At 63.4% G+C, this 13720-nt stretch carries 11 protein-coding genes; 8 read left to right on the top strand and 3 right to left on the bottom strand.

Annotation, left to right across the window (positions count from 1 at the left end; all coding sequences use genetic code 11):
- The first annotated feature begins 117 nt into the window (after positions 1-117).
- The 6 genes from A9W99_RS09700 to A9W99_RS09675 all read left to right on the top strand — a co-directional run bounded on the left by A9W99_RS09700 (position 118) and on the right by A9W99_RS09675 (position 6244).
- A complete protein-coding gene (locus A9W99_RS09700) occupies positions 118-1263 on the top strand; it encodes an acyl-CoA dehydrogenase family protein (RefSeq protein ID WP_067376227.1) in 1146 nt (381 codons plus the stop codon).
- Positions 1260-2333, top strand: coding sequence for an acyl-CoA dehydrogenase family protein (locus A9W99_RS09695; protein WP_067376224.1), 1074 nt, complete (start codon positions 1260-1262; stop codon positions 2331-2333). The genes A9W99_RS09700 and A9W99_RS09695 overlap by 4 nt, the downstream gene beginning before the upstream one ends.
- Positions 2330-3259 (top strand): SDR family NAD(P)-dependent oxidoreductase, encoded by a 930-nt coding sequence (locus A9W99_RS09690; protein ID WP_067376222.1) that lies wholly within the window; start codon positions 2330-2332, stop codon positions 3257-3259. Before A9W99_RS09695 ends, A9W99_RS09690 begins: the two co-directional genes overlap by 4 nt.
- A 111-nt stretch (positions 3260-3370) precedes the next feature.
- Positions 3371-4648 (top strand): TetR/AcrR family transcriptional regulator, encoded by a 1278-nt coding sequence (locus A9W99_RS09685; protein ID WP_067376220.1) that lies wholly within the window; start codon positions 3371-3373, stop codon positions 4646-4648.
- A 103-nt stretch (positions 4649-4751) separates the two neighbouring features.
- Positions 4752-5591, top strand: coding sequence for an SDR family oxidoreductase (locus A9W99_RS09680; RefSeq protein ID WP_067239632.1), 840 nt, complete (start codon positions 4752-4754; stop codon positions 5589-5591).
- 11 nt (positions 5592-5602) lie between these two features.
- Positions 5603-6244: an SDR family oxidoreductase gene (locus A9W99_RS09675; protein WP_067376218.1), complete on the top strand. Its 642-nt coding sequence runs from the start codon at positions 5603-5605 to the stop codon at positions 6242-6244.
- 182 nt (positions 6245-6426) lie between these two features.
- Here A9W99_RS09675 and A9W99_RS09670 read toward each other — a convergent pair whose 3' ends face one another.
- Positions 6427-7296, bottom strand: coding sequence for a TIGR03620 family F420-dependent LLM class oxidoreductase (locus tag A9W99_RS09670; protein ID WP_067376300.1), 870 nt, complete (start codon positions 7294-7296; stop codon positions 6427-6429).
- A gap of 173 nt (positions 7297-7469) precedes the next feature.
- On the bottom strand, positions 7470-8078 hold the full coding sequence (locus A9W99_RS09665; RefSeq protein WP_156623034.1) for a hypothetical protein: 609 nt from the start codon (positions 8076-8078) through the stop codon (positions 7470-7472).
- A 490-nt stretch (positions 8079-8568) separates the two neighbouring features.
- Between A9W99_RS09665 and A9W99_RS09660 the strand changes: the two genes are divergently transcribed.
- Together A9W99_RS09660 and A9W99_RS09655 are read left to right on the top strand one after the other, a co-directional pair.
- Positions 8569-11349, top strand: a complete 2781-nt coding sequence (locus A9W99_RS09660; RefSeq protein ID WP_253869712.1) for a LuxR family transcriptional regulator — start codon at positions 8569-8571, stop codon at positions 11347-11349.
- 131 nt (positions 11350-11480) lie between these two features.
- Positions 11481-12383 carry an SDR family NAD(P)-dependent oxidoreductase gene (locus tag A9W99_RS09655; RefSeq protein WP_067376214.1) on the top strand — a complete coding sequence of 301 codons (903 nt, stop codon included), beginning with the start codon at positions 11481-11483 and terminating at the stop codon, positions 12381-12383.
- A gap of 544 nt (positions 12384-12927) precedes the next feature.
- Here the strand turns inward: A9W99_RS09655 and A9W99_RS09650 are convergent.
- Positions 12928-13650 (bottom strand): MBL fold metallo-hydrolase, encoded by a 723-nt coding sequence (locus A9W99_RS09650; protein WP_067376213.1) that lies wholly within the window; start codon positions 13648-13650, stop codon positions 12928-12930.
- Positions 13651-13720: the final 70 nt, after the last annotated feature.

Genomic DNA, 13720 nt, shown 5'->3' with positions numbered 1-13720 from the left:
GCGTCGTTTCCCGCGCCCAACCTCCGAATGCACCCTTCTTGACCGATTGACCAAATATCTGTTCCAACGTAGAGTCCGGCTTGGTCGCAGTCAATCGCGTGAGGTCGAATAGGAAACGTGGACTTCTCATACCCAGTGGAAGTGGAACATTTCCGAGGCGAGCTGCGCGCCTGGTTGTCAGACAATCTGACCGACGAGTTGATAGCGGCTCGTCGGCCCACCGGCCGCGACGACGCGACATTCGAGATGCTGCGCGACTGGAATCGCGCCATGGCCGAGGCCGGATGGGCAGCGGTCTCCTGGCCCAGAGAGTACGGGGGCCGAGGCGCGACCGTGCTCGAGCAACTGATCTATACCGAGGAGACCACTCGCGCGCGGGCTCCGTTGCCGCTCAATGTCATTGGCATGAACAATATCGCTCCGGCCATCATGCAGTACGGGACCGAGGCGCAGAAGGAGACGCTGCTGCCCCGCATGATGCGGGCCGACGACATCTGGTGCCAAGGCATGTCCGAGCCCGAAGCCGGATCCGATCTGGCTGCCCTGCGTACCCGTGCGGTGCGGCACGGCGGCCAGCGAGACGGGGAGTTCGTCGTCAACGGGCAGAAGATCTGGACGTCGCTCGGGCACCGGGCCGACTGGTGTCAGCTATATGTGCGCACCGATCCCGACGCTCCGAAACACCAGGGGATCTCCTGCCTGATTGTTGACCTGAAGTTGCCGGGCATCGAGGTCCGGCCGCTCGTCACGCTCAACGGGGACACCGATTTCGCCGAGGTCTTCTTCCACGACGCGCGGGTGCCGGCGGACGCGCTACTCGGGCCGCTCAACGGCGGCTGGCAAGTTGCCACCACAACCCTCAGCCACGAACGTGCCGGGGCGGCAAGGCTATACGCCGAACTGCAGGTCCGGCTCGAGGAACTAATGGCCGGCTTCGCCGCCGCGGGCGTCGGAGCAGACCCAGTCACACTGCGGCGCCTCGGCGAGATCGCGGTCCGCATCAAGTATCTGGAAGTACTTTGCCAGCGGTCGATTTCGGCAACTTTGCACGGCGGCGACGCTTTTGGATCCGCGAGCCTGGCCAAGACGGTATGGGGTGAGATCGGGCAGGATCTGGCCGCGCTGGCCTTCGACGTGCTGGGCAGCAACGGGCGCTGGGCCGACTACCGGCTGACCTCCCGCTCGCTGACCATCGCGGGGGGCACGACGCAGATCAATAAGAACATCACCGCCCAGCGGGTACTGGGGCTGCCACGAAAATGAACCTCGAGCTGACCGACGAGCAACTGGCGCTGCGCGACACCGTGCGACGCTTCCTGGCTGAGAAAGCACCGATATCCGGGCACGTTCGCGAGCTGCTCGATGATCCTTGCGGCACCGACGACGCGGTCTGGCAGGGCCTCGCCGACCTCGGGACGACGGGACTGCTCGTGCCGGAGGAATACGGCGGCGCCGGCATGACAATGGTCGAGGCCGGCATCGTGGCCGAGGAACTCGGCGCCGCCCTGCACCCGGGGCCATGGCTGTCGAGCGCGGTGGCCGCGACACGCATGCTGACCCGGGCCGGCGGAGACGCGGCCGCTGAGCTTCTGGCCGGCATCGACGACGGCAGCACGATCGCGACGCTGGCTCCACTGGGCGAGCCGGGGGCACTGTCGGCCACGCTAACCGGCGTGCCTGACGCCGCGGCGGCCGATGTATTGCTAATACTTGCTGAATACCAAGACGGCACTGGGCTTTTCGCCGTTGACAAAGACTCGGCAGGCGTTTCATTGACGTTCGAACGCGGAGTCGACCAGACTCGCAAACAGTTTCGGGTCACGCTGGACAACGCCGACGCGCATCTGCTCGCCACACCCTCGCCGGAGGACATCGCCGCAGTCGTCGACGACGTGCTCATCGCCATGGCCGCTGACGCACTCGGGGCGGCAACGGCGGTAATGCAGCTCGCCGTCGAATATGCCAAGACGAGAAGACAATTCGGTCAGTTCATCGGGTCGTTTCAGGCGGTCCAGCATTTGTGCGTCGACATGTACGAGACTGTCGAACTGGCCCGCAGCGGAGTCATCCACGCGCTGTGGGCCGCCGACGCCGCCCCGAACGAGCGGCACCTGTCCGCGGTGCGCGCCAAGGCGTTCGCCGGGCGGCTGGCCACCGTCGGCGACACCGCGATCCAGGTGTTCGGCGGCATCGGCTACACCTGGGAGCACGACGCTCATCTCTATCTCAAGCGGCTGCTGAGCTGGAGCCAATTCCTCGGCGGCCCCGACCGCTATCTCACCGAACTCGGTGCACGCCTTGCTAGTTCCGAACCGACGAAGGATTTCCCGTGATCGACTTCACCGACCAGGTCGCAATCGTCACCGGCGCAGGCCGAGGCCTTGGCCGGTTGTATGCGCTCGAGCTGGCCCGGCGCGGAGCTGCGGTGGTTGTCAACGACCTGGGTGGCACCATGCACGGCGAAGGTTCCGACGCAACCGTCGCCGACGAGGTCGTCGCCGAGATCGAGAACGCCGGCGGTGTCGCGGTGGCATCACACGACTCGGTGGCCGGCCCGGAGGGCGGCGAAGCGATCGTCGATACGGCCGTCGAGCGGTTCGGCCGACTCGACGCGGTGGTGAGCAACGCCGGCATCTTCAACAGCGTTCCGTTCGACGAGATGTCCGCGCAGCAATGGCGGCAGATGCTCAGCGTGCACCTGGACGGCGGGTTCTATTTGAGCCAGGCCGCCTACCGGGTGATGAAGAGACAGCGCTACGGCCGGTTCGTCTTCATCTCTTCGTCGGGCGGCATGTTCGGACAACCGCTGGAAGCCCATTACGCCGCTGCCAAAGCCGGGCTGGTCGGATTGTCGAATGTGATCGCGATCGAGGGCGCCGACCACGGCATACTTTCCAACACGGTGCTACCGTTCGGCTTTTCCCGCATGGTGACCGAAACCGTCGGCGACCCGAAAGCCCTTGAGGAGATCGGATTTCTGAACGTGATCAAGCCGGAGCTGGTGGTCCCTGTCGTGGTCTTCCTGGCGAGTCGGGCCTGCCAATTCACCCACCAGAACTACTCGGCCTGCGCTGGTCGTTTCGCTCGGGTCTTCGTCGGCCTCGGTCAGGGCTGGTTCGCGGCGCGTGACAGCAATCCGACGGCCGACGACATCGAAGCTCATCTTTCCGAGGTGTCGGCAACCGAACCGTTCACCGTGCCCGACTCGATCTTCGAGGAAGTCTTCGCCGTGGCCGCCCAGCTCGGTGTGACGACGTGACGCCGCTACCCGCTTTAAGATTGGCTGGTTGGCCCGCTCAGCAGCATCTTTCCAACCGGGCAGTCTGATAGCCTTCAACAAAGATTTGGTTCACCGGGAGGACAGGTGCATATGGCCAGAGCCGATGCACTGGAACAAGCCGGCACCGCAGCCGATTCCGGAACCCGCCGGACCGAGATCCTGCAGACCGCGGCATCCCTGATCGCCTCGTCGGGGCTACGGACCTCGCTGCAGGAAATCGCCGATGCCGCAGGCATTCTCCCGGGCAGCTTGTACCACCACTTCGAATCCAAAGAAGCGATCCTGGTCGAGCTGACGCAGCGCTACCACGACGATCTGAACCGCATCGGCCAGCGCGCACAGGCGAGGCTGGACCAACCCGACTCGCGGCCCGCCGACAAGCAAATCACCGAGCTCGGAGTGGCAATCGCCAACTGTGCGGTGGAACATCAGGCCGCCCTGCAGATGTCGTTCTACGAGGGACCGAGCGCGGATCCCGAACTGCTCAAGCGCGCGCAACAGTCCAGCGCAATCCATGACGCGATGCTGCAGACACTGCGCGCCGGCAGGTGGAGCGGCTACATCAAACCCGACATCGACCTTCCGACCTTGGCCGACCGGATCTGCCAGACCATGCTGCAGGTGGGTCTGGACGTCATTCGCGACAAAGCATCCGCCGATCAGGTGGCCGGGCTCATGTGCCGAATCATCCTGCACGGGTTGGCAGCACGGCCCCCCACCGATGCCGCACTGGATCGGTCCAAGGCCATTGCCGCGGCCAGCGAGGTCATCGAGACATGGGCCGACGACAGCTTCGCGGACCCTGGCGACAAGGCGGCCCATCTGCGCGCGGTTGCAAAAACCGAGTTCGGCCGAAAAGGCTATGAAGTCACCACCATCCGGGACATCGCATCCGCGGCGGGTCTGGGCACCGGCACCGTCTACCGGGTGATCGGATCCAAGGATGAGCTGCTGGCCTCGATCATGCGTTCGTTCGGGCAGAAGGTCGAAGCCGGATGGGTCAGCGTGCTGCGCTCGGATGCGTCGACGCTCGAGAAGCTCGACGCGCTCAGTTGGGTCCACGTCAACGCGTTGGATCGGTTCTCCGACGAGTTCCGGATCCAGCTGGCATGGATGCGACAGTCGCCACCGACCACCAACCCGGGCTGGTCGTACACCACGCGGCTGCGACAGATGAAATCACTGCTCTCCGAGGGGATCCGGTCGGGAGAGATAAGCATCGACACGCCGTCGACCGCGATGCTGGCGCGCTGTGTCATCGGCATGCAGTGGATACCGGAGAACATTCTGCGTGCCGTGGGCACTCGCGCGGCGTTGCTGCACGCCCGCGACACCGTCCTGCGCGGAGTCGCGGTTTGCGGGAAGTAGGCGTCAGAGTCACAACCGGGTACCCGGTGTTGAACCAAATAACTGTTACCCATACAGTTGGGCAATTAGAACCGGGTTGGCAGTTGCCGAGAAGGGGATTTCCATGACTGTTATCGATCGATTGCGTTATGACGGCAAGCGGGCGCTCGTCGTCGGCGGCGCGACGGGCATGGGCGCGGCGGCGGCCAAGTCAGCGGGCGAGCTCGGCGCCGAAGTCATCGTGCTGGACTACGCGCCGGTGAACTATGACGTCGCCAAGGCAATACAGGTGGACCTGCGCGACCCGGCCTCCATCGACGCCGCGCTGGAGCAGGTCGAGGGGCCGGTGCATGCGGTGTTCTCCGCCGCCGGAGTCGCCGACGGGCCGGATCTGATGAAGATCAATTTCATCGGACACCGCTATCTCATCGAGCGGCTGCTAGGCAACAATCAGCTTCCGTCCGGCTCGGCGATCTGCTTCATCTCCTCGGTCGCCGGCATGGGATGGGAAAACGACCTGGAACTGCTGAACGAGTTCCTGGCCACGCCTGACTTCGCGGCGGCCGACGCGTGGGTCAAGGCGCATGAGCCAGAAGGCATCATCCACTACGGGTTCAGCAAGAAGGCGGTCAACGCCTACGTCGCAACCCAGGGCTATCCCCTGCTGAAGCGTGGCATCCGCATCAACGCCATCTGCCCGGGTCCCACCGACACCCCGCTGGCGCAGGCCAACGCCGACCTGTGGCTGACTTTCGCGCAGGACTACCGGGACGAGACCGGCTCCAAAGTCCACACCCCGGAGCAAATGGGCGACGTGATGGCGTTCCTCAACAGCGCCGCCGCGTTCGGCATCAGCGGGATCACGCTGCTGGTGGACTACGGGCACACGATGGCCTCGCTCACCGGGGCATACCCTCCGGGCAAGCCGATCATCGATCTGATCATGGGCCGGGTGAAGCTGTAGGAGTCGGGCCCGTGGCGCGCATCGTCGTGATCGGCGGCCACGGCAAGGTCGCACTGCACTTGGCTCGCATCCTGGCCGAGCGCGGCGACGACGTGACGTCGGTTTTCCGTAACCCGGACCACGCCGGCGACGTCGCCGAAACGGGCGCCAAACCGGTCACCGCCGACATCCAGCAGCTGGACACCGCCGCGCTGGCCGAGCTCGTCGCGGGTCACGACGCCGTCGTTTTCTCCGCCGGGGCCGGCGGGGGCAACCCGGCCCGCACCTACGCCGTCGATCGCGATGCGGCGATCCGGGTGATAGACGCCGCCGCGCAGGCAGGCGTCAAAAGGTTCGTGATGGTGTCCTATTTCGGTGCGCGACCCGACCACGGTGTGTCGCCGGACAATTCGTTCTTTCCGTACGCCGAGGCCAAGGCCGCCGCCGACGCACACCTGCGGGCCAGCAGCTTGGATTGGACCATCCTGGGCCCGGGTCACCTCACCCTGGAGCCTGCGACGGGGCGGATCGCCGTCGGCGAGGGAAAGGGTTCAGTCACGCGGGCGGACGTCGCGCTCGTCGTCGCGGCCGCATTGGCCGACGACTCGACGATCGGCCGGACCATCGAATTCAACAACGGCGAGTTTCCCATCGCCGAGGCACTGGCGCGCTGAGTCGCCGCGACCGTGACGCTGGCGTCACGGTCGCCGGCAACCCCCGGCCCGGCCGCGGAGGATCACCAGACTATGGACAACATGTGGGGTTTTCATTGCCGCCGTCATAGCCGCCAAGGGCCGATCAGAATCGATGATTCGGCAGCCAAATTCACACGCAAGATAGATCGGTGTGGTCGCGGTCAGCCTTTGCAGGCAGCCGCAATCCGACGCCACTCTTCACGAGGGAAGGTCGATCGGTCATCCGTCAGCACCTGAATGCAGACATGATCGGCGCCTGCCGCCCGATGCTCGGCTACCCTGCGCAAAACGGCTTCCTCGTCGCCCCACACAATGATCCCGTCGAAAAGCCGGTCGCTCGCCCGAGCCAAGTCATCTACCGAGTACCCGCTCCGGCACAGCAAGCTATGGGCGTAGTTCGGCAAAGCTCCCAAATAAGCCCGCAGCCAATGGGTTCCGATGGCACGGGCCTCGTCGGCGTCGTGACACAGGATCACGGTCTGCATCGGCATCAACAACGAAGTCTCGCCTAAAATCGCACGGGCAATGGCGGTGTGCTCCGGCGTTGCCATGTAAGGTTGGGCACCGCGGGTACGACTCGCGGCCAGCGCCAACATCTTCGGGCTCTGAGCAGCTAGCACCCGCCGCTCGGCGGGCACTGGCGGGTCGGCAGCGTCCAACGCATCCAGGAACGCGACAGCCGCTGGCACAGGCTTGTGGTATGCCCCCGGCTGGTTGACGCCCATTGGTCGGGCGTGATTGGCGCCGACGCCGAGCAGGAAGCGGTCGCCATAAGTGGCGATGAGCTCGGCATAAGATGCAGCGATCTCGCTCGGTGAGTGCATCCAGAGATTCAGGATGCCCGTCGCGATCACCGTCCGTCTTGTTGCGCCAAGCAACCCATGCACGGCATCAAACACCTGCCCACTGACATCTGGGATCCACAGCGATGCAAAGCCAAGCTCCTCCAATTCCGCTGCCGCTTCGGCGGATTCCGCCGGGTCGCCGTAGCGCAGCTGAACACTCGACACCCCGATACCGGCAAGTTCCAACTGAATCATTCCTTTCCGTATCCACGATGCTTGGTGCTGGCCACGCCTCCGCACTGTTGCGGATTTTGAATTATGTTGACTGCGAGCTTTGGCAAACGCCACTGTCTTATGGCGCGGACTCGAATGGGAAACACCACAGGGTGATTGACGTTCGAGACGGCCAACCCACCCGATCAAGTGTGTGTGCCACCTAGCGACTCAAGGACCATGTTCCGGTTGACATTGACCAGGAAATTCAGCAGAGCCGTCTGCAACAGAACCACTTTCAGCTTGAAAGTGATCAGTAGGTTCAGCAGCGCGATCTGAGTTTCGACCAACTCAGCTTTAACATCGCCCGAAAAGGGGACTCCAAACGCCGTTGGAAGGGCGGACGCGACAATGACCCCATCAGCGACGTCCGAAAGCGAGCCTCGCGCATTGCGGCTCATACGCGGATAACCGACCTGATTAGCGATGATCTGTGTCGCCATAGGCCAAGGGTCATGGAGCGCAGTTTGGCCAAGGCTCTTCTGGCGGTCAGATGTGTTGGTGGCGAGCTCCGCATAGGCGTTAAAACCGGAGAAGTCAGCGCGGCCACTCACGCGCCCGACCGGTGAATTCTCCAGACCAACTACGTCTTGCAACCCCCTGGTCAAAGAAATTTTGCCTGTGCCCTCGCCGACCTCGAGTCCCAGTGCGGCCAAAATCTCGGTAGCGCTGTCGGAAGCCGCGTCCAGCTGTCCCGAGCGCGCCTGAATCTCTGGTAGATCTGACGCGACCGGCATGGCGGCGCTGGCGCTCACGCCTATCAGCACGATGCCAGTAGTCAGGTACGCGCAGAGGCGGGTAGCGAACCTTGGTCCACCCCACTCCCGCATACTGACGGCCTTGGGTCGAGGGGCTAACTGCACCAGATCTCCTTGTTGACGATGGGTATTGGGACTGCCGTAAGGAGTCACAAAGGCATCGGTCGATGTATACCGCGGGTGAGGCGGCAAACACGTGTCTCTGACAGGCGTTGTGTACACGCAGTGCGCATCGGTCACAGAAGCATTGGTTAGCGGCCAGTCCTTTCAACGGCACAAGAAGGCCTAGTGAAGGCAGCAGTACCGACGGCTAGGCAGTCTCAATTCGGCAAGACCTTCCCTGACTTGCCTTTCCACGTGGGTTACGACTCTCGCGACGCAGGGTGATGGTTGCCGAGTCTTCTTCGAGCTCCACTAGTGAGCATTGCGTTGGTATACGGTCAGGCCATGCGGATATCGACAGAGGTTGCCGAATAGGCGGCGTCCGTTGGAGCTAATCGGCCGACGAGCCGAATGCGAGGTCATCGATCAGCTCGTCGAGGTTGTGCGCGCCGGCGAAAGCCGGGCGCTGGTGATCCACGGCGAAGCAGGAGTTGGAAAGTCCGCGCTGCTGGAATACCTGGCTGAGCGGGCGTCGAGCTGCCGGGTGGCGCGTGCGGCCGGTGTCCAGTCCGAGATGGAGCTCGCCTTCGCCGCGCTGCACCAGTTGTGCGGGCCAATGCTGAATCGATTGGAGCGACTTCCTGAGCCGCAGCGCGATGCGCTGCAGACAGCGTTCGGCATTATCGCCGGACCCCTTCCGGACCGGTTCTTAATCGGACTCGCCGTGTTGAGCTTGCTATCTGAGATAGCCGACGAACAGCCGCTGGTGTGCCTAATCGACGATGAACAGTGGCTGGATCAGGCCTCAGCGCAGGTGCTCGCGTTCGTCGCGCGGCGCCTGGTAGCGGAATCGGTCGGGCTGGTTTTCGCCGCGCGTGTGCCGGGCGGCGATCTCGCCAACTTACCGCAACTTCTCGTATCCGGCTTGGCGGACGCGGATGCACGCGCGCTGCTGGACAGGGTGCTGACCGGACCGCTTGACGCGCGGGTACGTGACCAAATCGTCGCTGAGACTCGGGGCAACCCTTTGGCATTGGTGGAGCTGCCACGGGGAAGGACTGCACAACAGCTGGCAGGAGGGTTCGGGCTGCCGAGCGCGGTACGACTCTCAGGAAGCATTGAAGAAAGTTTTCGGCAGCGCATTAGTGCCATGCCGGAGTCGACCCGCAATCTTCTGCTAGTGGCGGCGGCCGAGCCGACCGGTGATCCGGCGCTGATTTGGTCGGCTGCGGCCAAACTTGAAGTCGGTGCGGACGCCGCGGCGCCCGCGGTCGATGGAGGCCTGGTGGCGTTCGACTCCCGGGTACAGTTCAGTCATCCATTGGGGCGCTCGGCGGCTTACCACTCGAGGTCACTGCAGAAGCGCCAGCAGATCCACCGAGCCCTCGCGGATGTCACTGATCCGCAGTTGGATCCCGACCGCCGGGCCTGGCATCTAGCCCATGCCGCCACCGGCCCTGCCGAGGATGTCGCCGCCGAGCTAGTGCGCTCAGCAGGGCGGGCTCAAGCGCGCGGTGGGGTGGCTGCCGCAGCGGCATTCCTTGAGCGCGCAACAGCGTTAACCCTCGACCCGGCCCAACGAGCTCGGCGCGCCCTCGACGCGGCGGCCGCAAAGGCACAAGCTGGCGCATTCGACGCCGCACTGGATCTGATTGCCCTGGCCGAGGCCGGACCGTTAAGCGACTTGCAGCATGCTCGTGTCGATCTAGTGCGCGCCCAGCTAGCCTTCGTTACCAACCGCGGCAGCGATGCCCCGCTGCTGCTGCTGAAAGCAGCGAAACGGCTCGAGTTAATCGACGCCGTTCTTTCCCGTGACACCTACTTGGAGGCGCTATCGGCGGCGATGTTCGCCGCCCGACTAGCGTCCGGCTGCGGGATCCTGGACGTAGCACAGGCCGCCGCCGCGTCGCCACGCGTCGTAAACCCGCGCCTATCCGATCTTCTGCTTGACGGCCTCACAGCACAGTTCACCGACGGATATGCGGCAGGACTAGGGATTTTGCGTCGCGCTATCAGCACCGCCAGACCTCGAAGGTCATCAGAGGATGATCTGCGTTGTCTATGGCTGGTAGGAATCGCCGCATTACACGTGTGGGATGACGAAAGTTGGGATGTGCTTTCGGCGCGCCATGTTGAGCTTGCCCGCGCGGCCGGCGCGCTAACGGAATTGCCGCTTGCTCTCAGTTCGCGCGCGGTGATGCTGCTTGCCGCCGGCGAACTCACCGCCGCCGAATCGCTGATTCAGGAGGCCGAGACGGTGACAGAGGCCACCGGCGAACGTGTCGCGCCACATGGCGCGCTGGGCCTGGCCGCATTTCAGGGCCGTCCGGGCGAGGCATCGACATTGATCGAAGACACCACACGAGACGTCATGCGGCGCGGCGAAGGCGTCGGGTTGACGATTGCCGAGTGGGCGGAGGCAGTGCTGAACAACGGCATTGGCAACTACGAGAAGGCGATGATCGCAGCCCAGAAGGCTGCCGAGCACCCCGCAGACATTGGCGTGTCGGCATGGGCCGCGGTTGAGCTCATCGAAGCGGCCGTGCGCAGCGGTACGACCACCGCCGCAGCCAATACTCTTTCCCGTCTTACCGAAATGACCAGTGCCAGTGGCACCGATTGGGCGCTTGGCATCGATGCACGTTCGCGCGCATTGCTGAGTGCTGGTGCGGAGGCTGAGCGTTTTTACCGCGAGGCAATTGAGCGGCTTGGCCGTACCCGAATGCGCTCCGAACTCGCCCGCGCCCATCTGCTCTACGGGGAATGGTTACGCCGAGAGCGCCGTCGCACGGAGGCGCGGACGCAGCTCCGCACAGCGCACAGCATGCTCGACGCGATGGGCATGCATGCGTTCGCCGAGCGCGCGGGGCGCGAGCTTCAGGCCACCGGTGAAACCGCTCGTAAGCGCGCCGCCGGCGTGAGCGGGGAACAACTGACAGCGCAGGAAACGCAGGTCGCACGGTTGGCCCGCGACGGCCTGTCGAATCCAGAGATCGGTGCACGGCTGTTCATCAGCGGACGAACAGTCCAGTATCACCTTCGCAAGGTGTTCGCGAAGTTGGACATCAGCTCACGCAGCCAGCTTGACCGAGTCCTTCCGACGGATCGTCCGCTGCAGGGCCGTCAGCACGACAGCGACCGCGGCGGGTTCGTCAAAGCGCGTTGAGTAGTCAAGTTGTGGATCGGCGCACTTGATGACTAGCCACCGGCGGATGCGATCGCGGCTTATTCAGCGCAACCTTCTACTGAGGCAAAGAGCAACTCGCTGACTCGCCCTGGCGTAGAAAGGATTTCTCAATGGGTCAGAAGATAGTTCTGGTGACGGGTGCGTCGAGTAACTTCGTTCGGCTCACCGCCGAAACGCTCGCGCTCGCCGGCCAAACGGTCTACGCGTCGATGCGTGAGATCTCCGGCCGCAACGCGTCTCAGGCCGAAGCGGTGGGCTATTTCGCAAAGGATAACGGCGTTGATCTGCGGACCGTGGAAATGGATGCGCAGTCGCAATCGTCCGTAAATGCCGCCGTCGAAAGGGTTTTGAACGCCAATGGGCGTATCGATGTGGTGGTACACAATCCGGGGCACATGGTCTTCGGACCGGCTGAGGCATTTACGCCCGAGCAGTTCGCGGAAGTGTATGACATCAACGTGCTGAGCACGCAGCGAGTCAACCGATCTGTCCTGCCACACATGCGACGACAGCGGCAGGGCCTGTTGGTGTGGATATCCAGCAGCAGCGCCGCGGGAGGCGCGCCGCCTTATCTGGCACCCTATTTCGCGGCCAAAGCCGCGATGGACGCGCTGGCGGTGGCCTACGCTCCCGAACTGACCCGCTGGGGCATCGAGACTTCCATCATCGTTTCCGGTGCATTCACCACCAACACCAACCATTTGGCGCGTGCCGGCTCGCCCAGCGACAAGACAGTGGTTGACGACTATGAGGCTGGCCCCTACGCGGGTTTGGGACCTCAGGTTCAGCACGCCTTCGATGTCATCGCCTCCCCGGACCCCGACGAATCCGCGGTCGCCGACGCCGTTGTCAATGTAATTGATACCCCATTTGGTAAGCGCCCGTTTCGGTCTTACACCGGCCCGACGGAGGACGGCGCCGAGGTCGGCTTCGCGGTCCTCGACCGGCTCAAGGCCGAGATACTGCATCGGGTCGGGCTGCACGACCTACTGAAACCGGCCCGATTGGTCTAACCGGCTGACCCTGAGGAATAGACAGAACACATACGCGTCAGCACGGCGAACTACGTCATCGCTCACGACCACATCGGCTAACAAGCAGACTTACCCCGGAGTATCGGACTTCTCTGAGCAGCAACACGATCCGCGACGACTAAACATCAGGCTTCAGCGGCCAACTCTGCAAAATCGGTCCCCCTGGCGGGGCTGAACCGCATACAACCACGCCTTCTGCTTCGTTGTCGGCACGACTAGCGCACAGATCAGCGAGCGAAGTGGGATACAAAGCCAGGCGGCTTTTACAAGGTAACCGCAGACAAAGATTGCCAGCACGTCCACCGAAGACCTCATGTGCGTCGTCAGCTACGACCGGCGCATTGACGACGCCGGAATACCGTAGCCGGACACGGCGCTTGTTGGCATAGGGCACTGCGGTTCCCAAATGTGAGACTCAGTGCGGACCCTCTCGCGGTCGGATTCGATGAAGGTCGAGGTGGCTGAGAAACCGTAACAACGGCGTTTCTAAGCGTTCCCAGAAGCTCCATAGTTTGTATAGCGGTCAGACCATCATCGCGGCGTAACCGTCGGCCAGCTCGCGCAATTGTCCGGTGCCGTCGCCGGTGTAGGAGGCACCGTGCATGAGCGCCAGTGTGCGGGGTTTCAGCTCGGCCAACTGCCGCAGCGTGGGCACCAGATTGGTCGTTAGACCCGTTCCACGAAAGAGGCTTTCAGTATCTAAGGCTGCTGCGACACAGTCTGATTCGGTCAATGCAGGGCAACGACCGGCCTGGCTGAACAGGTCGCCTGCCAGCAGGGTCGACGTCGCTTCGTCAAACCACAACCCCGCTTCCCAGTTGTGTGGCACGTGCGGAGTGGCGATGAACCTCAGCCGATGCTGACCGATGTCAAGCAGTTCATCAGGCGCGGCCACCGGCGGCCTGTCACAGATGTCGTTTAAGGACAACATGTTCGCCAGCACACCATGGATGACCTCGGCATGCGGGGCAGCGCGCAGAAATAGGTTCATCGCGCCGCATTCGTCAGCTTCCAGGTGCCCGAACGAGATCCACCGGAGCGTATCCAGCGGCATAACGCGCGAGATGGCTTCCGACACCTGCGGGAACAGCTGGCGGTGACCGCAATGGAACAGCATTGGCTGCTCACCGGTCAACAAGAATTGATTGAAGGTGAACCCGTCATCGGTGACCTCGGGTACCCACGTCGACAGCCGGTAGATATCCGGCGCAATTTCGTGAAGGGTGGTATTCGAGGTGATGTTCATAGAGCCATCCTTGCGCTGATTTGTCGCGTCGTATCCGAGAGATCCCGTCACATGTGTGCGCACTGCAGAT

The organism is Mycobacterium sp. 1164966.3 (assembly GCF_001665395.1).
Lineage (GTDB): Bacteria > Actinomycetota > Actinomycetes > Mycobacteriales > Mycobacteriaceae > Mycobacterium.
The sequence above is the reverse complement of the archived record's forward strand: the minus strand, read 5'-3'. Positions and strand labels throughout refer to the sequence as shown.

Excerpts from the sequence above, each read along its gene's own strand:
- A9W99_RS09695 (WP_067376224.1), top strand. The coding sequence starts at position 1,260 with ATGAACCTCGAGCTGACCGACGAGCAACTGGCGCTGCGCGACACCGTG.
- A9W99_RS09650 (WP_067376213.1), bottom strand. The coding sequence starts at position 13,650 with ATGAACATCACCTCGAATACCACCCTTCACGAAATTGCGCCGGATATC.
- A9W99_RS09680 (WP_067239632.1), top strand. The coding sequence starts at position 4,752 with ATGACTGTTATCGATCGATTGCGTTATGACGGCAAGCGGGCGCTCGTC.
- A9W99_RS09655 (WP_067376214.1), top strand. The coding sequence starts at position 11,481 with ATGGGTCAGAAGATAGTTCTGGTGACGGGTGCGTCGAGTAACTTCGTT.
- A9W99_RS09685 (WP_067376220.1), top strand. The coding sequence starts at position 3,371 with ATGGCCAGAGCCGATGCACTGGAACAAGCCGGCACCGCAGCCGATTCC.